This window comes from Shinella oryzae, from assembly GCF_023038235.1.
Classification (GTDB): domain Bacteria; phylum Pseudomonadota; class Alphaproteobacteria; order Rhizobiales; family Rhizobiaceae; genus Shinella; species Shinella sumterensis.
Genome location: NZ_CP081987.1, coordinates 1560486 through 1583955, shown reverse-complemented (window position 1 = coordinate 1583955; position 23470 = coordinate 1560486). Strand labels below are relative to the sequence as shown.

At 64.0% G+C, this 23470-nt stretch carries 19 protein-coding genes; 14 read left to right on the top strand and 5 right to left on the bottom strand.

Annotated elements, in window-relative coordinates; translation table 11 throughout:
- The first annotated feature begins 227 nt into the window (after positions 1 to 227).
- On the top strand, positions 228 to 647 hold the full coding sequence (dksA, locus tag K6301_RS07895; protein WP_160869136.1) for an RNA polymerase-binding protein DksA: 420 nt from the start codon (positions 228 to 230) through the stop codon (positions 645 to 647).
- A gap of 120 nt (positions 648 to 767) precedes the next feature.
- Here the strand turns inward: dksA and K6301_RS07890 are convergent, their stop codons facing one another.
- On the bottom strand, positions 768 to 1799 hold the full coding sequence (locus K6301_RS07890) for a flagellar biosynthetic protein FliO (RefSeq protein ID WP_247220349.1): 1032 nt from the start codon (positions 1797 to 1799) through the stop codon (positions 768 to 770).
- A 296-nt stretch (positions 1800 to 2095) separates the two neighbouring features.
- Between K6301_RS07890 and cckA the strand changes: the two genes are divergently transcribed.
- Positions 2096 to 4708, top strand: coding sequence for a cell cycle histidine kinase CckA (gene cckA / locus K6301_RS07885; protein ID WP_247220347.1), 2613 nt, complete (start codon positions 2096 to 2098; stop codon positions 4706 to 4708).
- 515 nt (positions 4709 to 5223) lie between these two features.
- On the opposite strand, the gene K6301_RS07880 is transcribed toward cckA, so the two are convergent.
- A complete protein-coding gene (locus K6301_RS07880; protein ID WP_160869128.1) occupies positions 5224 to 6150 on the bottom strand; it encodes a pseudouridine-5'-phosphate glycosidase in 927 nt (308 codons plus the stop codon).
- A gap of 34 nt (positions 6151 to 6184) precedes the next feature.
- Positions 6185 to 7132 carry a carbohydrate kinase family protein gene (locus tag K6301_RS07875; RefSeq protein WP_247220345.1) on the bottom strand — a complete coding sequence of 316 codons (948 nt, stop codon included), beginning with the start codon at positions 7130 to 7132 and terminating at the stop codon, positions 6185 to 6187.
- Between the two features lie 234 nt (positions 7133 to 7366).
- Here K6301_RS07875 and recA point away from each other — a divergent pair, with 234 nt between their 5' ends.
- The 3 genes from recA (at position 7367) to K6301_RS07860 (ending at position 12782) form a co-directional block, all read left to right on the top strand.
- Entirely contained in the window at positions 7367 to 8455 is a 1089-nt protein-coding gene (recA, locus tag K6301_RS07870) for a recombinase RecA (RefSeq protein ID WP_134649939.1), read from the top strand.
- A 310-nt stretch (positions 8456 to 8765) separates the two neighbouring features.
- Positions 8766 to 11426 carry an alanine--tRNA ligase gene (gene alaS / locus K6301_RS07865; protein WP_247220343.1) on the top strand — a complete coding sequence of 887 codons (2661 nt, stop codon included), beginning with the start codon at positions 8766 to 8768 and terminating at the stop codon, positions 11424 to 11426.
- Between the two features lie 120 nt (positions 11427 to 11546).
- Complete coding sequence (locus tag K6301_RS07860; protein ID WP_247220341.1) at positions 11547 to 12782, top strand: GGDEF domain-containing protein; 1236 nt, start codon at positions 11547 to 11549, stop codon at positions 12780 to 12782.
- A gap of 238 nt (positions 12783 to 13020) precedes the next feature.
- Here the strand turns inward: K6301_RS07860 and K6301_RS07855 are convergent, their stop codons facing one another.
- Positions 13021 to 13671 carry a hypothetical protein gene (locus tag K6301_RS07855; RefSeq protein ID WP_247220340.1) on the bottom strand — a complete coding sequence of 217 codons (651 nt, stop codon included), beginning with the start codon at positions 13669 to 13671 and terminating at the stop codon, positions 13021 to 13023.
- On the opposite strand from K6301_RS07855, the gene K6301_RS07850 reads away from it, so the two are divergent.
- Positions 13655 to 14527, top strand: a complete 873-nt coding sequence (locus tag K6301_RS07850; protein ID WP_247220339.1) for an AraC family transcriptional regulator — start codon at positions 13655 to 13657, stop codon at positions 14525 to 14527. The genes K6301_RS07855 and K6301_RS07850 overlap by 17 nt on opposite strands.
- A 77-nt stretch (positions 14528 to 14604) precedes the next feature.
- On the opposite strand, the gene K6301_RS07845 is transcribed toward K6301_RS07850, so the two are convergent.
- Positions 14605 to 15819, bottom strand: a complete 1215-nt coding sequence (locus K6301_RS07845; RefSeq protein WP_247220338.1) for an NADP-dependent isocitrate dehydrogenase — start codon at positions 15817 to 15819, stop codon at positions 14605 to 14607.
- Positions 15820 to 16031: 212 nt separating this feature from the next.
- Between K6301_RS07845 and K6301_RS07840 the strand changes: the two genes are divergently transcribed.
- The 8 genes from K6301_RS07840 to K6301_RS07805 all read left to right on the top strand — a co-directional run bounded on the left by K6301_RS07840 (position 16032) and on the right by K6301_RS07805 (position 23444).
- On the top strand, positions 16032 to 16589 hold the full coding sequence (locus K6301_RS07840; protein WP_247220337.1) for a hypothetical protein: 558 nt from the start codon (positions 16032 to 16034) through the stop codon (positions 16587 to 16589).
- A gap of 59 nt (positions 16590 to 16648) precedes the next feature.
- Positions 16649 to 17482 carry an RNA methyltransferase gene (locus K6301_RS07835; RefSeq protein WP_160872469.1) on the top strand — a complete coding sequence of 278 codons (834 nt, stop codon included), beginning with the start codon at positions 16649 to 16651 and terminating at the stop codon, positions 17480 to 17482.
- Positions 17469 to 18260, top strand: a complete 792-nt coding sequence (murI, locus tag K6301_RS07830; protein ID WP_247220336.1) for a glutamate racemase — start codon at positions 17469 to 17471, stop codon at positions 18258 to 18260. Before K6301_RS07835 ends, murI begins: the two co-directional genes overlap by 14 nt.
- Before the next feature lie 120 nt (positions 18261 to 18380).
- Positions 18381 to 19892 (top strand): helicase HerA domain-containing protein, encoded by a 1512-nt coding sequence (locus K6301_RS07825; RefSeq protein WP_247220334.1) that lies wholly within the window; start codon positions 18381 to 18383, stop codon positions 19890 to 19892.
- Positions 19893 to 20114: 222 nt separating this feature from the next.
- Positions 20115 to 20732, top strand: coding sequence for a 30S ribosomal protein S4 (gene rpsD / locus K6301_RS07820; protein ID WP_134650810.1), 618 nt, complete (start codon positions 20115 to 20117; stop codon positions 20730 to 20732).
- 72 nt (positions 20733 to 20804) lie between these two features.
- The gene (locus K6301_RS07815; RefSeq protein WP_247220332.1) at positions 20805 to 21734 is read left to right on the top strand and encodes a glutaminase; all 930 of its coding nucleotides are present in this window, start codon (positions 20805 to 20807) and stop codon (positions 21732 to 21734) included.
- 31 nt (positions 21735 to 21765) lie between these two features.
- Positions 21766 to 22626 (top strand): tRNA 2-thiocytidine(32) synthetase TtcA, encoded by an 861-nt coding sequence (gene ttcA / locus K6301_RS07810; protein ID WP_247220331.1) that lies wholly within the window; start codon positions 21766 to 21768, stop codon positions 22624 to 22626.
- Entirely contained in the window at positions 22623 to 23444 is an 822-nt protein-coding gene (locus K6301_RS07805; RefSeq protein WP_247220329.1) for an inositol monophosphatase family protein, read from the top strand. The genes ttcA and K6301_RS07805 overlap by 4 nt, the downstream gene beginning before the upstream one ends.
- Positions 23445 to 23470: the final 26 nt, after the last annotated feature.

Sequence of the window (23470 nt, the reverse complement as noted above, 5' to 3'; positions counted from 1 at the left end):
GAAGGCGGAGCAGGCGGTCCTCCTTCCAACGGCCGCGGCAATGCCGTCTTCGGCGCGATATGGGAACGGCTGTTTTGCCATCCTATTGTAATTTTGATGAAATATTACTCTGGCAAGGTCCAAAACATAGGCACGCGTGAAAACCGTGGGTAAGTCTCAGAAGGCTTGAAACGGCGTAATTGTAGGGATATACAGCGCGCCTTGAGATGTTCTTCAGGAGAATCGCGTTGAGTGAGAAGATCGATCTTAGCAATTTCGTCCTCAATGAGGACGATGAATTCATGAGTGCCAACCAGCGGGCTTACTTTCGAGCGAAGCTTAACGCCTGGAAAAACGACATTCTGCGCGAAGCGCGCGAAACTCTCGAACATCTGGCCGAAGAAAGCGCCAATCATCCGGATCTCGCAGACCGGGCATCCTCGGAAACCGACCGCGCTATCGAGCTTCGGGCTCGTGACCGCCAGCGCAAGCTGATCTCCAAGATCGACGCCGCGTTGCAGCGCTTGGACGAGGGCACCTACGGGTACTGCGAGGAAACGGGTGAGCCGATCGGCCTCAAGCGTCTCGACGCCCGTCCGATCGCAACGCTGTCCATCGAGGCGCAGGAGCGTCACGAGCGCCGCGAAAAGGTGTATCGCGACGAATAGGCGTCTGCCTGACGGGCGAAACGGGCGCCCGGGAGCCAATCCTTCACGCTCGTTCCTCAGGGAACCGCAATAACTCAAACCCCTGGAGCTTCCGCTTCCAGGGGTTTTTTCTTGGCCGCGTCAGCCCTTGCGGTTGGCGGCGATCTCACCGAGCAGGCGGGCCATTTCGGCTTCCGTCTCCTCACGGCTCTTGCCGGCCGGTTGCTGCGCCTGTCCGGCCATGGCGGCGGTCTGCGTCGGGTTCGACGTCGGCTGGGCAGCGGTGCGCACCTGGCCGGCACTGGCGGTCGTCGCGGGATTGTTCGCCATCTCCGCTTCGAGCAGCTTTTCGAATTCGCTGACCAGGGCCGGATTGTCTGCGGCGCTGCCTTCCGGCCTGACCGGCGTCGCGGTAACCGCGGTTACCGGGCGCTGCTGCGGCACCTGATGGCTCTGGGCGGGAACGACAGCCGGGTTTACGGTGCTCATGGACGAGGCCGTGGCGGTTGCAGCGGGCTGCGGCGTCAGCACGCGCTGGCGGTTCTGCTCCAGCAGGTCTTCCACGCGCTTTTCGGGCGTGCGCTGCTGCTGGCCTGGCTGCGTCTGCTGCACGGCGGAAACCGGCTGGGACACGGCCCGCGCGGGAACCGGGCGCGCATCCTCATCGCCGGCATAGAGAACCTTGCCCATGGCGGAGACGCCATCCTGTGCTGCGGCCGGCCGTCGCTCGGTGGTGGTAGTGGTCGGGGTTGCAGCCGTGACGCTTGCCGCCGGCCGGGTGACCACGGGCGTCTCTACGGCGGCGACGGCGGGTTCGCGCCGTACCGGCTCGGCTCGCTCGACCGTCTCGACGGGCTTTTCGGCGGGCTGCGCGCTCTCGCTCGCTGTCGGCACGATCCGCGATTCGATGACGATGTCCGTGGGGCCGCCGATCATGACGAGGTGTTCCACGTCGTCGCGCCGCACCAGAACGAGGCGGCGGCGCGTATCGATCGCGGCGGCATCCAGCACGGCAAGGCGCGGCGTGCGGTTGCGGCCGCCGCGAATGAAGGGCGAGGACGGACGGCCCCGGATGATCCACAGCACCAGCGCGAGGCAGAGAAGGCCGAGCAGGACGACGACCACCGCGATGACGAACTTCTGACCGTTGTCTGCGAGGATCTCAGGCAACATGGCGCGTGCACTCCTTTTGTCCGGTCGGCCCCTGCCGCTCACCGCGGCATCTGACGGCCTTTTGCGAGGTCCTACAAGCGCTTGGCGACGGTTGTCCAGCATCCATTGCCGTCGCGCTTGCGTCGTAACTATGGCGGCGCGCGGAAAATACGAGGGTTTTGGCGGTAATATTCCCTGTGAATTCGCGGCCTTGCTTCCCCTCGGCGGCTTTTTGCGCTTCCCTCGGGCAGCTAAACATGATTCTCGCATCGTTGCCGCGCCACGTGAAGGGCAGGCGCGCTGCATATGAGGGATTGATGACGACGATGAAACGGCCGGGCGACGACAATCTGCCGATCGTGGACCGCGGCTTGCGGCCGGCGATGGCGCTTCGCGTCGTGCTGCTGGCCGTCGTGCTGGCGGCCTCGGCCGGCGCCTTCATCGTTTTCAAGAACCAGCTCGACAATGAACTCGTGCTCGGCGTGCTGGGCGTGCTGGCCATGGCGGGCATCTTCTTCGTCGTGTCAGCGCTGATCGGCTTCATCGAGTTCATGCCGGAACCCGCCGGTGCCGACGATCTCGCGCATGCCTTTCTCGACAGCCATCCCGACGGCACGGTCATCACGGACCGCAAGGGACGCATCGTCTATGCCAATGCCGCCTATGGCGCGCTGACCGGCGCCAAGGGTGACGCGGAAGTGCAGTCGCTCGAGACGCTGCTGTCGCGCAACCGCGACGCCACGGAAGCCGTCTACCGCCTCACCAACGGCCTGCACGAGGGCAAGGAGGGGGCCGAGGAATTCCGTGTCCAGAAATCCCTCGACGCGTCCGCCTCGGCCGGTTCCGGCGCGCACTGGTATCGGTTGAAGGCCCGCGTGCTGCCGAACGGCAAGAAGGCCGGGCGGCCGCTCTATATCTGGCAGATTTCGGATATCACCTCGGAGCGCGACGATCAGGAGCGGTTCTTCAAGGAGCTGCAGAACGCGATCGATTATCTCGACCACGCGCCCGCCGGCTTCTTCTCCGCCGGCCGCAAGGGCGAGATCGTCTATCTCAACGCGACGCTCGCGGAGTGGCTGGGCATCGACCTCACGAAGTTCCATCCGGGATCGCTGTCGATCGCCGATGTGGTGGCGGGCGAGGGGCTTGCGCTCATCCAGTCCGTGCAGGCCGAGCCTGGCCTGAAGCGCACCGAGACGCTCGATCTCGACCTGCGCAAGACGAATGGCCAGAGCCTGCCGGTGCGCATCGTGCATCGCGTGTCCTCCATGCGCGACGGTGCGCCCGGCGACAGCCGCACCATCGTTCTGGCGCGCGAGGAGGGCGGCGAGGCCGACCAGTCCGCGTCGATCGCCTCCATGCGTTTCACGCGTTTCTTCAACAACACGCCGATGGCGATCGCCTCCGTCGACGGCAATGGCCGCATCCTGCGCACTAATGCGCCGTTCCTGAAGCTGTTTTCCGGCGTCGTGTCGCGTGACGACATCGATCGCGGCGCCAAGCTCGAGACCATCGTGCACGAGACGGACCGGCTGCGCCTCCAGGCGGCATTCGATGCGGCCAAGGACCGGCAGGGCGATATCCCGCCGATCGATTCGCTGCATCCCGCCGACGACGGGCGGCATTTCCGTTTCTACGTGAACGCCGTCATCGACCAGAGCGACGAGGCGCCGGAGGAGGCGGCCATCGTCTACGCCGTGGAGATCACCGAGCAGAAGGCGCTCGAGACCCAGATGGCGCAGACCCAGAAGATGAACGCGGTGGGAACGCTCGCCGGCGGCATCGCACACGATTTCAACAACGTGCTGACGGCCATCCTGCTCTCGTCCGACCATTTGCTGCTGTCGGCGCGCCCCGCCGACGCGAGCTTTGCCGATCTCATGGAGATCAAGCGCAACGCCAACCGCGCCGCGGTGCTGGTGCGCCAGTTGCTCGCCTTCTCGCGCAAGCAGACGATGCGCCCGACGGTGCTCAACCTGACCGACGTGATCGGCGACCTGCGCATGCTGGTCGACCGGATGACCGGCACGAATGTGAAGATCAATGTCGATTACGGCCGCGACCTGTGGACGGTGAAGACGGATCTCGGCCAGTTCGAGCAGGTGCTGATCAACCTCGCCGTCAACGCCCGCGATGCCATGCCGGATGGCGGCACCATCACGTTCCGCACCCGCAACGTGGAGGCCGAGGAGGCCGCTGCCCGCAACCTGCGCGACCTGCCGCCCGGCGACTATGTCGAAGTGGAGGTTTCCGACCAGGGAACGGGCATACCGCCCGAGATCATCGACAAGATCTTCGAGCCCTTCTTCACGACCAAGGATGTCGGCAAGGGCACGGGCCTCGGCCTCTCGATGGTCTACGGCATCGTCAAGCAGACCGGCGGCTACATCTATCTGGATTCGGAAGTCGGCAAGGGCACGACCTTCCGCATCCTGCTGCCGCGCCATGTGGAAGAGGCCGTTCCCGTCGATACCGCCGCCGACGCCGCGCAAACCGGCGCCCAGCCGGTCGCATCCGTCGCGCAGATCGCCGAAAAGGAGCCGCGCGACCTCACAGGCGGTTCGGCCGTCGTGCTTCTCGTCGAGGATGAGGAAGCCGTCCGCCGCGGCGGAAAGCGCATGCTGGAAACCCGCGGCTATACGGTGCACGAGGCCGGGTCGGGCGTGGAAGCGCTCGACATCATGGACGAATTGAACGGCGCCGTCGATATCGTCGTATCCGACGTCGTGATGCCCGAAATGGACGGGCCGTCTCTGCTGCGCGAACTGCGCAAATCCTATCCGGATCTCAAGTTCATCTTCGTCTCGGGTTACGCCGAGGACGCCTTCGCCCGCAACCTGCCCGCCGACGCCAAGTTCGGCTTCCTGCCAAAACCGTTCTCGCTGAAGCAGCTGGCTGAGGCCGTGCGGGAAATGCTCGACGAGGGGTAAGTCAAACGGGTTTCAGTGCCGAATTGCCCCACATCCGCATTGTCCCTTCGTCGGCCTTTGTGAGCTTTAACGAAGGACGACCGAGCATACCGTTGCGCCTGGCATTCACGATGCAACTGTATCGACTGGCATAGGCGCGTGAGGACCGGCCAACTTCATATCCATTAAACGCGCGTCGGCTCCAATGCCATCCCTCGTCGTCACGCCAGAATACCCATCTGTCACCATTCGGATCGATACAACTTAAGAGCATGATCTCTACTCCCCTTGATAGACTCAAGGTCGCGCTGATTCGTGCAATTGTCTACCAATCCAATGCAATCTTTGGGTGTTCCTTTTCTGGTGCCTATATTGTTTAAGGTTGTGTTGATAGCTTCTAAATTCTTTATAAAACAACGGCTTATTTATAAGGCTTTTCTTACTTAATTGCGTGAGTTATTCGCGCCGGTTTGTAAGGAATTCGTGACCTGCGTCAAAAAAAGAGCGGCCGGAGTAGCCCGGCCGCTACTTTGTTCTCAAGCCACCATCGCGACGGCGATCTCTGCCGCCAGGCGGGCATTGTTCTCTACCAGCGCAATGTTCGTCTTGAGACTGCGGCCGTCGGTCAGGTGGAACAGGCTGTCGAGCAGGTAGGGCGTGACCGCCTTGCCGGCGATCTCGTCGCGCTCTGCATTGTCGAGCGCACGGGTGATGTAGATTTCCATCTCCTCGCGCGGGATCTCGTCGGCCTGCGGCACCGGATTGGCGATCAGCATGCCGCCGTCGACGCCGAGCTGGTCGCGCACCGTCTGGAAGTTGGCGATCGCCGCCGGACTGTTGAGCGTCAGCGGGCTCTTCAGCCCCGAATCGCGCGACCAGAAGGCCGGGAAGATGGCGCTGTCATAGGTCACGACCGGCACGCCGCGCGTTTCCAGCACTTCCAGGGTCTTGGGGATGTCGAGGATCGCCTTGGGGCCGGCGCAGACGACGATGACGCCCGTGCGCGCGAGTTCCTCAAGGTCGGCCGAGATGTCGAAGGTTTCTTCCGCGCCGCGGTGAACGCCGCCGATGCCGCCGGTGGCAAAGACCCTGATGCCGGCGCGCGCAGCACCGATCATCGTGGCGGCGACCGTGGTCGCGCCCGTGCGGCGCTCGGCAATGGCAAACGCCATGTCGGCGCGCGATACCTTCATCGCGCCCTTGGTCTGCGCCAGCGCTTCGAGCTGGGCGGCTTCCAGGCCGATATGCAGCACGCCCTCGATGACGGCGATGGTGGCCGGCACGGCGCCGTTGTCGCGGATGATCGTCTCCACGCTGCGCGCCATCTCGAGATTGCCCGGATAGGGCATGCCATGCGTGATGATCGTCGATTCGAGGGCGACGATGGGCGCGCCACGGGCCTTGGCGGCGGCGACTTCGTCCGAATACTGCATCGGCAGGAGGGAGGAGACGGGTCTGGTCATGCGATGTCCTTGAAGGATTTTGGGCAAAAAAGTCTCATGACAGGATTTCGGCAGGCGGCACAAGAGAAAGTGCATCGGCAAGCGCCGTCTGCGACATTTCTTCCGCGACGGCGAGCGGCGAGCGCACGGTGATGACGGCGGCGGCGACGCCATGGCGCAACGCCTCATCGATCGGCGTCCCACGAAGCCACGCATCGAGAAAGCCGGAAGCGAGCGAATCGCCCGCGCCGGTGACATCGCCGAGCGCCGGTATGGCCGGCGGCATCACCAGCGCGGCACGCTTCTCATCGAAGGCGATGACGCCTCTGCCGCCGCGCGTGACCACGCCGGCGCGAAGGCCGACGGCGCGCAGAGCGTCGGGCCATGCGGCCGCGTTTTCCGGGTTGGCGCCGCTGATCGTGCGCGCCTCCGCCTCGTTCATGAACAGGAAGGCGAGGGCGGACAGGCTTTTTTCAAGGCGCACGACCTTGGCCGGCGAAATGGCGATGGCGGCAAGCGGAATGCCGGCTTCCCGCGCCATCGTCGCCATTGCCGCCAGCGTTTCCGCCGGCAGATTGGCATCGGTCAGCAGGGCGCCCGCTTCGGCAATCGCCTCGCGCATGGCGCGCTGTTGCAGCCGGCGCGGCGAAAACAGCCGGTAAAGCTCCATGTCGGCCAGTGCGATGACGAGGTTGCCGTCGCGCTCGATGATCGCCGTGTAGCTCGGGGTCGCGCGGTCGAGAAAGGTGAAGGGCGTGTCCTCGACGCCCGCCGCGTGCGCTGCGGCCGCGACGATCTCGCCGTCCGTGTCGCCGCCACGTGGCGAGACCAGCCGCACGCGGCGGCCGAGCCGGGCGAGATTGCGCGCTGCGTTGAAGGCGCCGCCGCCCGCTTCCACGAACCATCCGCCCGGATTGCTGGCGCCGGGCACCGTCTCGCCGGCAATACGCCCGCGCCTGTCCACATGGGCGCCGCCCATCACCAGTATCGTTCTGTCCGTCATCGTCGTCCTTCGCATCCGCATGCCGATTCGTCCGTCCGGGGCAGGTTGCAGGGCGGCCAAACCGTTGTTTTCAATCCAAGATCATCCACTTGAAACGAAAGTAGAACACACGCTCGATTTGTTAATTCGTTCAAATGGATGAACGGCTCTTGCAAAAAGAGAACAAAATGTGTACATAGCTTTCATCGGCGGGTTCGTTGCCTGTCTTGCTTCAATAACCTAAAGGTGGACAAAATGGCACAGAACAGTTTGCGGCTCGTAGAGGATAAAACAGTGGATAAAAGCAAGGCACTCGAAGCGGCTCTCTCCCAGATCGAGCGCTCGTTCGGCAAGGGCTCCATCATGAAGCTCGGCGGCAAGGACAGCGTGGTGGAGATCGAGACGGTTTCGACCGGCTCGCTCAGCCTGGATGTCGCGCTTGGCATCGGCGGCCTGCCCAAGGGGCGCATCATCGAAATTTACGGGCCGGAAAGCTCGGGCAAGACGACGCTGGCACTGCAGACCATCGCCGAGGCGCAGAAGAAGGGCGGCATCTGCGCCTTCGTGGACGCCGAGCACGCGCTGGACCCGGTCTATGCCCGCAAGCTCGGCGTGGACCTGGAGAACCTCCTCATTTCGCAGCCGGATACCGGTGAGCAGGCGCTGGAAATCACCGATACGCTGGTCCGTTCCGGCGCCATCGACGTGCTGGTGGTCGATTCGGTCGCGGCACTCACGCCGCGCGCCGAAATCGAAGGCGAGATGGGTGAAAGCCTGCCGGGGCTTCAGGCCCGCCTGATGAGCCAGGCGCTGCGCAAGCTGACGGCCTCCATCTCCAAGTCCAACACGATGGTCATCTTCATCAACCAGATCCGCATGAAGATCGGCGTCGTCTACGGTTCGCCGGAAGTGACGACGGGCGGCAACGCCCTGAAGTTCTACGCCTCCGTGCGTCTCGATATCCGCCGCATCGGTGCGGTGAAGGAGCGCGACGAGGTGATCGGCAACCAGACCCGCGTCAAGGTCGTCAAGAACAAGATGGCGCCGCCCTTCAAGCAGGTCGAGTTCGACATCATGTATGGCGAGGGCGTCTCCAAGACCGGCGAGCTCATCGACCTCGGCGTCAAGGCCGGCATCGTCGAGAAGTCGGGTGCCTGGTTCTCCTACAACAGCCAGCGCCTCGGCCAGGGCCGCGAGAACGCCAAGACGTTCCTGCGTGACAACCCGGACCTCGCGCGCGAGATCGAGACGTCGCTGCGTCAGAATGCCGGCCTCATCGCCGATCGCTTCCTGGAAAACGGCGGCCCCGATCCGAACGATGCAGAAGACGCGGCGAACATGTAGTCTTCCCGCAACGCTTTCAGAAAACGACGGAAAACCGGCCTTTCTTCGCGAAGGGCCGGTTTCTTCGTGTCTGGACAGGTGCCGGGCCGGACGATAAAAGCCTTCAGTTCTCGCGCATGCCCGCGGTTTCAGGCCTTCTTTCGGGAGGCGTCGGGCGAAGCGCGGTTTCGACGGAATTCGCGGATGGACGGTCCACAAGGCCTTCCGGGCGGGCACTCCGGCCGGCGAGGCGGTGTCGCGTCGCTGTGGGGCAATTGGGTGGATGACGCGCCGGTTCCGGTGCAGACAGTGCTAAGATGAAGGACGCGATATGAGCGGCGTGAATGACATCCGGTCGACTTTTCTCGACTATTTCCGCAAGAACGGGCACGAGGTCGTGGCCTCCAGCCCCCTCGTGCCGCGTAACGACCCGACGCTCATGTTCACCAATGCCGGCATGGTGCAGTTCAAGAACGTCTTCACGGGGCTGGAGACGCGGCCCTACACCAAAGCGACGACGGCCCAGAAGGTCGTGCGCGCCGGCGGCAAGCACAACGATCTCGACAATGTCGGCTATACCGCGCGCCATCTGACCTTCTTCGAGATGCTCGGCAACTTCTCCTTCGGCGATTACTTCAAGGAGCAGGCGATCGAGCATGCCTGGACGCTCGTCACCAAGGGCTTCGACCTGCCGAAGGATCGTCTTCTCGTCACCGTCTACGCCGATGACGACGAGGCCGCGCTGCTGTGGAAGAAGATCGCCGGTTTCTCCGACGACCGCATCATCCGCATCCCGACCTCCGACAATTTCTGGCAGATGGGCGATACCGGTCCCTGCGGCCCCTGCTCGGAAATCTTCATCGACCAGGGCGAGCATGTCTGGGGCGGCCCTCCAGGCTCGCCGGAAGAGGACGGCGATCGTTTCCTGGAGTTCTGGAACCTCGTCTTCATGCAGTTCGACCAGACCGCACCCGGCGAGCGCAGCCCGCTGCCGCGTCCGTCCATCGATACCGGCATGGGCCTGGAACGCATGGCCTGCATCCTCCAGGGCGTGCAGAGCGTTTTCGAGACGGACCTGTTCCGCACGCTGATCGCCGCGGTCGAGGAAACGGTGGGCACGAAGGCCGAGGGCGAGGCCGCCGCAAGCTGCCGCGTCATCGCCGATCACCTGCGCTCGTCCGCTTTCCTGATCGCCGACGGCGTGCTGCCCTCGAATGAGGGCCGCGGCTATGTCCTGCGCCGCATCATGCGCCGCGCCATGCGCCACATGCAGCTGCTCGGCGCCAAGGAGCCGCTGATGTGGTCGCTTCTGCCGGCCCTCGTCGGCGAGATGGGTCGCGCCTATCCGGAGCTCGTGCGCGCCGAGGCGCTGATTTCCGAGACGCTGAAGCTCGAGGAAACCCGTTTCCGCAAGACGCTGGAGCGCGGCCTCTCGCTGCTGTCGGACGCCACCGTCACGCTCAAGAAGGGTGACATGCTGGACGGCGAAACCGCCTTCAAGCTCTACGACACCTACGGCTTCCCGCTCGACCTGACACAGGATGCACTGCGCGCCCGCGAGATCAATGTCGATCTCTTCGGCTTCAACGATGCGATGCAGCGCCAGAAGGCCGAGGCCCGCGCCAACTGGTCGGGTTCGGGCGACAAGGCGACCGAGGCCGTCTGGTTCGAATTGAAGGAAAAGCACGGTGCGACCGAATTCCTCGGCTACGACACCGAAACCGCCGAAGGCGTGGTTCAGGCCATCGTCGTCGACGGCAAGGCCGCCGGCAGCGCCAAGGCCGGCGACAGCGTGCAGATCGTCGTGAACCAGACCCCGTTCTACGGCGAATCCGGTGGCCAGATGGGCGATTCCGGTATCATCACCTCGGACAATGCCCGCCTTTCCGTCACCGATACGCAGAAGAAGGGTGAGGGACTGTTCGTGCACAGCGCCGTCGTCGAGAGCGGCACGCTGAAGCTCGACGATGCGGTCGTGCTCACGGTCGATCATGCGCGCCGTTCGCGCCTGCGCGCCAACCACTCCGCCACGCACCTGCTGCACGAGGCGCTGCGCGAGGTCCTGGGCACCCATGTCGCCCAGAAGGGTTCGCTCGTGGCGCCCGAGCGCCTGCGCTTCGACGTTTCGCATCCCAAGCCGATGACCGCCGAGGAACTGCGCGTCATCGAGGACATGGCCAACGAGATCATCGTGCAGAACGCGCCGGTCACCACCCGCCTGATGTCGGTGGATGATGCCATTGCGGAAGGCGCCATGGCGCTGTTCGGCGAAAAGTACGGGGATGAGGTCCGCGTCGTCTCCATGGGCACCGGCCTGCACGGCGCCAAGGCGAACCGGCCCTATTCGGTCGAGCTTTGCGGCGGCACGCATGTCTCCGCCACCGGTGAGATCGGCCTTGTTCGCATCCTCTCGGAAAGTGCCGTCGGCTCGGGCGTGCGCCGCCTGGAGGCGCTGACGGGCGAAGCCGCTCGCGCCTATCTCGCCGAGCAGGACGAGCGCGTGAAGTCGCTTGCCAGTGCACTGAAGGTGCAGCCTGGTGAGGTTCTGGCCCGCGTCGAGGCGCTTGCGGACGAACGCCGCAAGCTCGAACGCGAGCTGACCGAGGCCAAGAAGAAGCTTGCCCTGTCCGGCGGCTCGGCCGGCGGTGACGATGGCGTGCGGGATGTCGCCGGGGTCAAGTATCTCGGCAAGGTCGTGACCGGCGTCGAGCCGAAGGACCTGAAGAGCCTGGCCGACGAGGGCAAGAAGAGCCTGGGCTCCGGCGTCGTCGCCTTTATCGGCGTCTCGCCGGATGGCAAGGCGAGCGCCGTCGTGGCCGTCACCGAGGACCTGACCGGCCGCGTCAGCGCCGTCGATCTCGTGCGCGTCGCCTCCGAAGCGCTCGGCGGCAAGGGCGGCGGCGGGCGTCCCGACATGGCGCAGGCCGGCGGGCCCGATGGCGCCAGAGCGGCCGAGGCGATCGACGCCGTGGCGGCTGCCATCGGCGGCTGACCACGCTGCCAGCGGCTGGAATCGACCCGATCTGATACGCTACGGCGGGCCTTGGCCCGCCGTTCGTTTGCGAAGTCTTCAACGTTTCCGTGTAGCGTGGCGCTGTGCGGAGTTTTTGTTTTGATCGAAGATCTCGTCAGTATCTCGACCCTGATGATGTGCACGTTCCTGTCGACCACCGTCGTCGGGATCTTTTTGCTTCAGGTCTGGCTGACCGATCGGCGCCATGCGGCGGCCGGCTACTGGTGCCTGTCCATGTGGGTGGGCTCGCTCTGCACGCTGCTTTTCACCTTTCGTGCGTTCGGTTACCCACTCGTGACGGTCGGGCTTGCCAATATGCTGGCCGTCTTCGGCTATGCCATGATGTGGGCCGGCTTTCGGGTGTTCGACAACCGCCCGGTCCATGGCGCCGTCGTGCTGTCAGGAGCGGTTCTCTGGCTCGTTGCCTATATGGGCGTGAATGCGGTGGCGCAGGATGTGAACAACCGCGTTATCATCATCTCGCTGCTGATCACCGCCTATTCGGTGGCGACGGGCGTGGATATCTGGCGTGGCCGCCGCACGGACCCGCTACCGACACGCTTTCTCGCCTCGCTCTTCTTCGTGTCGCATGGCGCCATCTATTTCCTGCGCGTGCCCATGACGTTGCTGGCACCGTCGGCCTTCGGCCACGGCACGGCCTATTCGGCGTGGTTCGCGATTTTTTCGCTGGAACTGTTCGCCCATACGATCCTGGCGGCGGTCGCCATGCTGGTGCTGATCAAGGAGCGGGGGGAGGCGCTGTACCGTCAGGCGTCGCGCACCGATGCACTCACCGGCATCGCCAATCGCGGCTCCTTCCTCGATGATGTGCAGGCGCGGCTTGCCGGGCGGTCGGGCGGCAGCCTGCTCGTCTTCGATCTCGATCGTTTCAAGAGCATCAACGATACCTATGGCCATGCCGCGGGCGATGCCGTGCTCAAGCGTTTCGTCGAGACGGTTTCCGCGCGAATGGAACGTGGCATGCTGTTCTGCCGCTTCGGCGGCGAGGAGTTTGCACTGTTTGCCCCGCATCATGGCATGGATCGGGCGGAGGTTTTCGCCCAATCCCTGCGGCGCGAGATAGCCGCCCTGTCGCTGGATGACGGGGAGGGCCGCGCGATCAGCCTTTCCGTGAGCATCGGGCTTGCGGATGTCGAGACATTCGGCGCCGATTTCGATCGTCTCTATTCCGCTGCCGACCGCGCGCTCTATGCCGCCAAGGACGAGGGCCGCGACCGCGTGAAGCGGGCCCAGCCGTCTGCGGGCCTCTCGGACCTCGCGAGCCGCATGCGCGCCTCCATCGTGCCCGATGCGGGCGCGGCCGCAGCCAGTTAGCCCGCCGCTTCCTCTTTGGAAATCTCCCAGAGCCTCGGCACGATTGGCACGGCCGTTACTTGACGACGCCATCGAGATAGAGGTCTTCACCGCGTTGCAGAGACGTAAAGGCGAAGTCGTCTTTCTTGAGAAAACGGTCGAACCAGCCCAAAAGATCATCTTTCGTCGCCGTGTTGCGATAGCCGACCAACCTGACGCTGAGGGGAGCGCTGAAGGCGATGTCAAAGGCCGTGTCGACCTAGGTTGTGCCTGAAAGCTGAACCGAAAACGTGCCGTTGCCGTCGTGACGGATGGCGATGTCCGCACGCATGAAAAACTCGTCGCTGTAGGTGGTGATGAGGCCGGGCGCTTCCCACCAGTCCTCACCCGTCAAGGCGTTTCGCGTTCCTTCGCCCTGGAAGTCTGCCCGGATGTCCTGCAGGCTGCGATAATCGCGGTTCTCAAAGCGCTTCACCGGTATTTTGAGCCATTGTGTATCAAGCGCCGGGTTCAACCATTGGGAAACGTCATCCTCGGGGTCATTGTTGGGATCGAAGAAGAATTTCGGGGATGTCACGTTCAAGTTCAGGACGACATAGTCTTCCAGCGTCTGGCCGGGCCAGGATCCACTGTTCGCCCGCAAGGTGATGCGCGGTTCCTGAACGGCGAGATCGAGCGGATAACTCTGATAAACAATCCTAAAATGCGCCATGTCGTCTCCGGTGTGAAACTCCTCATGAATTCCGCAGGATAGTGGCTGATGGTGCACTTTGCCATGCACATCGCTCAGGATCAGACCGCTCGCAAGGGAAAACCGCGCGGCCCTGCAGATGAGCAAGATTTGCGAAGTCGGGCCGTGCCATGGTTCGAGGCATGCGAACGGGAGGCGAGACATGCGCAGCAATGACATATGGGCGGCCTACGAGAAGCGTCTGACGCGCGTTTCAGACTATATCCACGATCACCTGGACGAGGAGCTTGATCTCAACCGCCTGTCTGAAATTGCCTGCCTGTCCGCACATCACTGGCATCGGGTCTATCGCGCGGTTCACAAGGAGACGCTGGCCATGACCGTTCGGCGGCTTCGCCTGCACCGGGCGGCGGGTGATCTGGTGCGCAGCGATCGTCCCGTTCGCGATATCGCCGCGCGATGGGGTTATCCCAACCTTCAATCCTTCACGCGGGCCTTTTCGGCTGCCTATGGCATGCCGCCGGCCCGCTACAGGCGGGAGGGACCCCACCGTGCCTACGCAACGGAAAACCAAGAGGAAACCACCGGCATGTTCGACGTCACCATCCGCACGCTCCCGCCGCAAGACCTGCTCTGCATTCCGCATACCGGGTCCTATATGGGCATCGGCAAGGCCTTCGAGGCGCTCTATGGCACGCTCTATGCGCGCGGCCTCTTTCGGCCCGGCATGCGCATGATCGGCTTGTATCTCGACGATCCCGATCTTGTCGCCGAGGACAAGCTGCGCTCCTTTGCCTGTGTCACGGTCGATGCCGCGTCTGCCGTCGCATCGCCACTGGAACAGCGCACGCTGTCCGGCGGAGACTATGCCGTGCTGCGTCATCAGGGGCCTTATGCGAATATGGGTGCTGCCTATCGCTGGCTCTTCGAGGCATGGCTGCCCGCGTCGGGCCGGTCGATCCGCGACGAGGTGATGTTCGAGCACTACCTCAACAGCCCGCGCGATGTGGCGCCCGATGCGCTGCTGACGGAGATCGGCCTGCCGCTCCAGCCGGATGGCAACACGGCTTCCTAAGGCCCGCGGCGGCAAACCCGCCCCAATAAAAAAAAGCCCGGCGCGATGGCCGGGCTTCTCATGCATGTGGATGCCGATCAGGCCGCCGTGGCCTTGCGGAGGTTCTCGTCGATCTTGTCGAGGAAGCCGGTGGTGGAGAGCCACGGCTGGTCGGGACCGATGAGGAGCGCCAGATCCTTGGTCATGAAACCGGATTCGACGGTCTCGACGCAGACCTTCTCCAGCGTTTCGGAGAACTTCGCCAGTTCCGCATTGCCGTCCAGCTTGGCGCGGTGGGCAAGGCCACGCGTCCAGGCGAAGATCGAGGCGATCGAGTTGGTCGAGGTTTCCTCGCCCTTCTGGTGCTGGCGGTAGTGACGGGTCACCGTGCCGTGCGCGGCTTCGGCTTCCACCGTCTTGCCATCGGGTGTCATCAGGACGGAGGTCATCAGGCCGAGCGAGCCGAAGCCCTGCGCCACGATGTCGGACTGCACGTCGCCGTCGTAGTTCTTGCACGCCCAGACGTAACCGCCGGACCATTTCAGCGCCGAAGCGACCATGTCGTCGATCAGGCGGTGCTCGTACCAGAGCTTGGCTTCCTTGAACTTCTCGGCGAATTCGGCGTCGAAGACCTGCTGGAAGATATCCTTGAAGCGGCCGTCATAGACCTTGAGGATGGTGTTCTTGGTCGAGAGATAGACCGGAACCTTGCGCTGCAGGCCGTAGTTGAACGACGCGCGGGCGAATTCGGTGATCGAATCGTCGAGGTTGTACATGCCCATGGCCACGCCGGCAGACGGCGCGTCGAACACGTCGTATTCGATTTCCTTGCCGTCTTCGCCGACGAATTTCATCGTCAGCTTGCCCTTGCCGGGGAACTTGAAGTCGGTGGCGCGGTACTGGTCGCCGAAGGCGTGGCGGCCGACGATGATCGGCTTGGTCCAGCCGGGAACCAGACGCGGGACGTTCTTGGCGATGATCGGCTCGCGGAAGATGACGCCGCCGAGGATGTTGCGGATCGTGCCGTTCGGCGACTTCCACATCTTCTTCAGCTTGAATTCCTCGACGCGGGCCTCGTCCGGCGTGATGGTGGCGCACTTGACGCCGACGCCGTGCTTCTTGATGGCGTTTGCGGCATCGATTGTCACCTGGTCGTCGGTGGCGTCGCGGTTTTCCATGCCGAGATCGTAGTATTCAAGGTCGATGTCCAGATACGGATGGATCAGCTTGTCCTTGATGAACTGCCAGATGATGCGCGTCATCTCGTCGCCATCGAGTTCGACGACGGGATTGGCGACCTTGATCTTTGCCATGAGGAGCCTCGTGCTTGTAGGGGCGGAACGCCCCGGATCGTGGACTTGAAAGAACCGAGTGGCCCTATAGCACTCACGGCCGGGAAGGCAAAGCCGGGCACGGGGCGAGCCGGTTTATTTTCCACGCGCGGCGGAATAAGTTTCGCCAGAATTCCGTTTCAGAAGAGTCGCGGGCATGCGACTTCGTCTGCCGCCAGCCAATGGAGAGTGTGATGTCGCGCCTCGGTCTCGCCGCCCTTGCCGTCCTGATCCCGATTTCGGCCCATGCCGCCGCCTTCAAGGCGCCCGTGGAGGAGCTGATGGCGGCCACCGCCAGCAACTGGAAGGAGATGAAGGAGGATACCGAGACGGCGCCCGACTACATCGACTATTTCAACGAGGATTTCCTGAGGCGGCTCTACAGCAAGGATCTCGTCGCGAAATATCGCGAGGCCGCGAAATATCCGGCCTATGACGATGGCGGCTCGCCCTTCGGCTACGATCCCATCGTCAGCGGCCAGGACGGCTGTTCGCTGAAGGACCTGACGATCACCGAGGGCACGCCCAAGGACGGCGCGGACGACGTGACCGTGACCTTCGACAACACCCATTGTTTCCCCGAGCGCGACCCCTCGCAGGCCAAGACGACGCTGGTTTTCAAGGTGATCGAGGAAGACGGGCGGCCCGTCATCGACGAGATGGTGCGTGAGGGCGAGGACGAATCGACCCTCAAGGAAGAGCTGGGCGAACTGGCACGCTATGGTGCGGAAGCAGCCGCCGGCGGCCAGTAACGCTTTTCATTTCCGGTCAATTGTGCCACTGAGGCCCGGTTTTTCTAGGGATATAGGGCATGGCAGGCACGAACAGCGAACGCACGCTGATCGCCGAAGGACCGGCGATCATTCTCGTTCATCCGCAACTGGGCGAGAATATCGGCATGGTGGCGCGCGCCATGGCGAATTTCGGGCTGGCGGAACTGCGGCTCGTCAATCCGCGCGACGGCTGGCCGAGCGAGAAGGCGATTTCGGCCGCCAGCAAGGCCGATCACGTCATTGCCGCCGCCACGGTCTTTCCCTCGCTGGAGGCCGCGATCGCCGACCTCGAATTCGTCTATGCGACGACGGCGCGCGACCGCTACGGCTACAAGGAGGTCCGCTCGCCGGTCGTGGCGTCCGATGACCTGCGCACGCGCTTCCGGGCAGGGCAGAAGACCGGCATCCTCTTCGGCCGCGAGCGCACGGGCCTCACCAACGAGGAGATTGCGCTCGCCGACGAACTCGTGACCTTCCCGGTCAATCCGGCCTTCGCATCGCTCAATCTCGCCCAGGCTGTGCTGCTGATGAGCTACGAATGGATGAAGAGCGGTCTTTCATCCGTCGAGGTGACGCCGTTCAGCGCGCTGCCGCAGCGTCCGGCCCAGAAGGAAGAGCTCCAGGGCCTGTTCGATCACGTCGAGGAAACGCTGGATGCGCGCGGCTACTTCCGGCCTGCCGAAAAAAAGCCAAAACTGGTGGAGAACCTGCGCGCCATTCTGACGCGTCCTTCCTTCACCGGCACGGAGATCCAGGTGCTGCGCGGCGTGATTTCCTGCCTCGACCGCTTCACCCGCGAATCACCGCGCGGCGCGGCCAATCCGAACCGAACCCGCAACCGCCGGCCCAAGGTGCCTCGTGACATCGACTAGTCCAAAACCGATCCTGATGTTCGACAGCGGCATCGGCGGCCTGACGGTGCTGCGCGAGGCGCGCGTGCTGATGCCGGAGCGGCATTTCACCTATGTGGCCGACGATGCGGGCTTTCCCTATGGCGGCTGGGAGGAGCCGGCGCTGAAGGCGCATGTCGTCGACCTCTTCGCAAGGCTGCTGCACGAGCACGATCCGGAAATCTGCGTCATCGCCTGCAACACCGCCTTCACGCTCGTCGGCGCGGATCTGCGCGCGTCGTTCCCGCACATGCCGTTCGTCGGCACCGTACCGGCCATCAAGCCGGCGGCCGAGCGCACCCGCTCGGGCCACGTCTCGGTGCTTGCCACCCCCGGTACGGTCAAGCGCGCCTATACCCGCGACCTGATCCAGTCGTTTGCCACGCAATGCGACGTGCGCCTCGTCGGCTCGGAACATCTTGCCCGCATGGCCGAGGCCTATATCCGGGGCGAGACCCTGTCTGACGAGGCGGTGCGCGCGGAAATCATTCCCTGCTTCGTGGACGAGATGGGCCGCAAGACGGATATCGTCGTGCTGGCCTGCACGCACTACCCCTTCATGGCGAACCTCTTCCGCAAGCTGGCGCCCTGGCCGGTCGACTGGCTCGACCCGGCCGAAGCCATCGCCCGGCAGGCCCGCCGCCTCGTGCCGCCGCTCGAAACGCTGGCGCCGGGCGAGGACATCGCGATCTTCACCTCCGGCAACCCCGACTTCTCCACCCGCCGCCTGATGCAGGGTTTCGGCCTGCGCGTGGTGTGAAGCGGCTTTCCCTGTGGGTTTTTCAAAAGCCTGAGGTGACGGGTCGGCATTTCGTGCTAGGGCTTGCCGGTTGCCCGGTGGCGGCCGGGCGAATCGCAGATTTCAGAAACGAGGAACGGGATGAAGGTCGGCATCGACATGGGAACGGTGCAGGGCGGCGCACCGGCCAAGCTCGATATCGAGGAACTCTTGGCGACGCGCCTCTTGGTGCAGGGCAATTCGGGATCGGGCAAGTCGCATCTTCTGCGCCGCCTGCTCGAACAGTCCGCGCAATGGGTGCAGCAGGTCATCATCGACCCCGAGGGGGATTTCGTCACGCTGTCCGACCGCTTCGGCCATGTGGTCGTGGATGGGCAGCGCACCGAGGCCGAGCTTGTCGGCATCGCCAACCGCATTCGCCAGCATCGCGTATCCTGTGTGCTCTCGCTCGAAGGCCTGGAGGCCGACGAGCAGATGCGTGCGGCCGGCATCTTTCTCAACGCCATGTTCGATGCCGACAGGGACTACTGGTATCCGGTGCTCGTCGTGGTCGACGAGGCGCAGCTTTTTGCGCCTGCCGTCAGCGGTGAAGTCTCGGAAGAGGCCCGCAAACTCTCGCTCGGCGCGATGACCAACCTGATGTGCCGCGGCCGCAAGCGTGGTCTTGCCGGCGTTATCGCCACGCAGCGTCTTGCCAAGCTTGCCAAGAACGTCGCGGCGGAAGCCTCGAACTTCCTGATGGGCCGTACCTTCCTCGATATCGACATGGCGCGCGCCGCCGATCTGCTCGGCCTCGATCGCCGGCAGGCGGAAATGTTCCGCGACCTGCCGCGCGGCTCCTTCGTGGCACTCGGCCCGGCCTTGTCGCGCCGCCCGCTGCCGGTGACGATCGGTGCTGTGGAGACCTCCGCACGCTCGACCAGTCCCAAGCTGATGCCGCTGCCGGACGCGCCGCAGGATGTCGAAGACCTGATCTTCACACCCGACCCTGACGAATTCTCCCGCCCGCTGGTGCGCCGCGCACCGCCCGCGCCGCGGCCGACGACGGATATCCTGGCCGAACTTTCCCGCGCACGCCCGGAGCCGGTTCAGGCGGAGGCGAAGGCACCGGCGCCGGAAATCTCTCCTGAGGAGCGCGAAATCCTGCTCGATCAGGCGCTGGCCGAAATCCTCGGCAATCCGGAAGCGGCGTTCCGCGCCGATGCCGAGCTGTTCCAGGATTTTCTCGTGCGCTGCCGCATTCGCCGCGTGCCCGGCGCGCCCCTGTCGCTGTCGGCCTTCCGGCGCAAGATGGCCGTCGCACGCTCGGGTGTCGATGCCGAGACGGCCGCAACAGAGATCTGGGGCAGGGCGCTCGACCTGTCGCATAGCGTGACGGAGGACCTCCAGGGCGTCTTCCTGCTCATCGCGCAGGCCGCGGTGCGCGGCCTTGCCTGCCCGTCGGATGCCCGCATCGCGCGCGCCTACGGCACGCATTCGGCCCGCCGGGCGCGGCGCCTGCTCGGCTATTTCGAGGAGCAGGGGCTGGTCGTGGTACACAGCGATCTCGCCGGCCACCGCATCGTCGCCTTCCCGGATCTCGGCTGCGAGACGCTGCCGGGGGATGCCAACGGGCCGGACCTTGCCGATTCCCACCGCGATGCGGCGGAATAGGCGGATTTTCCGGGCTTTGCTCGTTGACAGTTTTGTAAAACTCCCCTAATGACCCCGCCAGCGCCGGGCAGAAATGTCCGGTGTTTCATTTGACATGTCCCGTGGATTCTCCGGTCGCGATCGTGAGAAGCCTGTCGGAACCCACAAGGTTCAGAGGAGGGCGTGTTTCCTTAGAGCCGGCCCGGCAACGGGCTGGCCATAACAAGACTTAGAGGAAATGCGATGAGCAAGCGCGCTGCATCCAAGTACAAAATCGACCGCCGCATGGGCGAAAACATCTGGGGCCGTCCGAAGTCCCCGGTCAACCGCCGCGAATACGGCCCGGGCCAGCACGGCCAGCGCCGCAAGTCCAAGCTTTCGGACTTCGGTGTGCAGCTGCGCGCCAAGCAGAAGCTGAAGGGCTACTATGGCGACATCCGCGAGAAGCAGTTCCGCGCGATCTTCGCTGAAGCCGAACGCCGCAAGGGCGACACCCCGGAAAACCTGATCGGCCTGCTCGAATCGCGCCTGGACGCGATCGTCTACCGCGCCAAGTTCGTTCCGACGGTCTTCGCTGCCCGTCAGTTCGTCAACCACGGCCACGTCAAGGTCAACGGTGTTCGCGTCAACATCGGCTCCTACCGTTGCAAGCCGGGCGACGTCATCGAAGTCAAGGACAAGTCCAAGCAGCTCGTCACGGTCCTCGAATCCGTTTCGCTGGCTGAACGCGACGTTCCGGACTACATCGAAGTCGATCACAACAAGATGGTCGCGACCTTCGTTCGCGTCCCGGTTCTCTCCGACGTGCCCTACGCCGTCGTCATGGAACCGCACCTGGTTGTCGAATTCTACTCGCGTTAATCGCGAACGACACCTTGCCAAATCCGGAGAAGCCGCCAAGAGATTGGCGGCTTTTTCTTTGGGGGACAGTGCATGATGGATCTGCAGGCCATCCTCGACGATATCCATGACAGTCTGTCGTCACGGCGCGGCGAGGGCAGGGTCGCCGATTACATTCCCCAGCTTGCCCATGTCGACCCGAAGAAATTCGGCATGGCCGTCGTGACGGTCGACGGTGCCGTGCACCTGGTCGGCGATGCGCAGGAGCCTTTCTCCATCCAGAGCATTTCCAAGGTCTTCACGCTGACGCTGGCGCTCGGCAAGCATGGCGAGGCGATCTGGAAACGCGTCGGCCGCGAGCCATCGGGATCCGCGTTCAACTCCATCGTCCAGCTGGAATATGAGGGCGGCATTCCGCGCAATCCCTTCATCAATGCGGGCGCCATCGCCATTACCGACCTCGTGCTGGCCGGGCATACGCCGAAGGAGGCGATTGGCGAGATCGTGCGCTTCATGCGCTATCTCGCCGACGAGGACGACATCATCGTCGATCAGGATGTGGCGCGCTCCGAGCAGGCGACGGGCTTCCGCAATTTCGCGTTGGCCAACTTCCTGCGCTCCTTCGGCAAGCTCGACCATGCCGCCGAACTGGTGCTCGGCGTCTATTTCCACCAATGCGCCCTCGCGCTGAGCTGCCGCCAGCTGGCGCGGGCAGGGCTGTTCCTCGCCAACAGCGGCATCAATCCGCTGACCGGCCACCGCGTGGTCTCGCACCTTCGGGCGCGACGCATCAATGCGCTGATGCTGACCTGCGGCCACTATGACGGCTCCGGCGACTTCGCCTACCGGGTCGGCCTGCCGGGCAAGAGCGGCGTGGGCGGCGGCATCCTGGCCGTCGCACCGGGAAAGGCGTCGGTCGCCGTCTGGTCTCCCGGGCTCAACGACAACGGCAATTCGCTTCTCGGATCGCTGGCGCTCGAAATGCTGGCGGCGCGCACCGGCTGGTCCATCTTCGGGGCTTGATTGTGTGGGCGGTTCGGGGCATTGCAGGCGCATGACCCTCGCACTCGCCGAAACCGAAGACGACACCCCGGACGAAGGCCGCCATCCGCTCTTTTCGAATGCGCCGTCCAGCGTGTCTTTCAACAAATTGCGCAAGCGCCTGCTGCGTCAGGTGCGGCAGGCGATGGACGATTTCGCCATGCTGAAGGGCCAGAAACGCTGGCTGATCGGCCTTTCGGGCGGCAAGGACAGCTACGGCCTGCTGGCGCTGCTGATGGATCTGCAATGGCGCGGCCTGCTGCCGGTCGAGCTGATCGCCTGCAACCTCGATCAGGGCCAGCCGAACTTTCCCAAGCACATCCTGCCGGAATACCTGAAGTCCATCGGCATCGCGCATCGCATCGAATATCGCGACACGTACTCGATCGTGAAGGAAAAGGTGCCGACGGGGGCGACCTATTGCTCGCTGTGCTCGCGGCTTCGGCGCGGCAACCTTTACCGCATCGCCCGCGAGGAGGGCTGCGACGCGCTGGTGCTCGGGCATCATCGCGAGGACATTCTCGAAACCTTCTTCATGAACTTCTTCCATGGCGGCCGGCTGGCGACCATGCCGCCGAAGCTGCTGAATGACGAGGGCGACCTGATGGTGTTGCGTCCGCTCGCCTATGCGGCGGAGGACGATCTGGCGAAATTTGCCGCCGCCATGCATTTTCCGATCATTCCCTGCGATCTCTGCGGCTCGCAGGACGGGCTGCAGCGCAACGCGATGAAGGCGATGCTGGCCGATATCGAAACGCGCATGCCGGGCCGCAAGGACACCATGCTGCGTGCGCTCGGCCATGCCAATCCCTCCCATCTGCTCGATCCGAAGCTCTTCGATTTCTCCTCCCTCGAAACGGTAAGACAAGAATGACGACGATTGATATCAATGCCCTTGCGCTGGTGCTCGCACAGGCGGCCGAAGCCGAAATCCGCCCGCGGTTCCGCGCGCTCGCAAAGGGTGACGTCCACACCAAGGCGGATGCGAACGATCTCGTGACGATCGCCGACGAGGCGGCGGAGCGCTTCATCAAGCGGGAGGTGGAGGCGCAGTTTCCGGGCGCGCTGTTCGTCGGCGAAGAATCGGTGGCGGCCGATCCGGCGCTGCTGCCGAAGCTTGCCGATGCCGACCTCGCCATCGTGGTCGATCCGATCGACGGCACGTTCAATTTCGCCGCCGGCGTTCCGATGTTCGGCGTGATGGCGGCCATCGTCTCGGGCGGCCAGACCGTCGGCGGCATCATCTACGATCCGATGGGCGACGATTTCGTCATGGCGGAGAAGGGCGGCGGCGCCTGGCAGACCGGCGGCCACCGGCCGGCCGTCAAGCTCAAGGCGCGCGGGGCGGCGCCGCTGGAAGAGATGACCGGCATGGCCTCCACCAGTTTCTTCGATCGCGAGCGGCGTGCACGCGTGCTGTCCAACCTCGCCAAGGTCGCGTATGTCTCGAACTATCGCTGCGCGGCCCACGAGTACCGCACTTTCGCCGGCGGGCACCTGCATTATCTGATGTACAACAAGCTGATGCCCTGGGATCACCTGGCCGGCACGCTGATAGCGCAGGAAGCCGGCGCCTACGCCGCCCGTTTCGACGGCAAGCCGTACGAGCCGCACCATGTCGGCGGCGGCCTGCTGGTCGCGCCGGACAAGGACAGCTGGGAACTGCTGCGGCGCGAAGTCTTCGTCGACTGAGTGGGTTTCAGATGGAATGAGAAAAG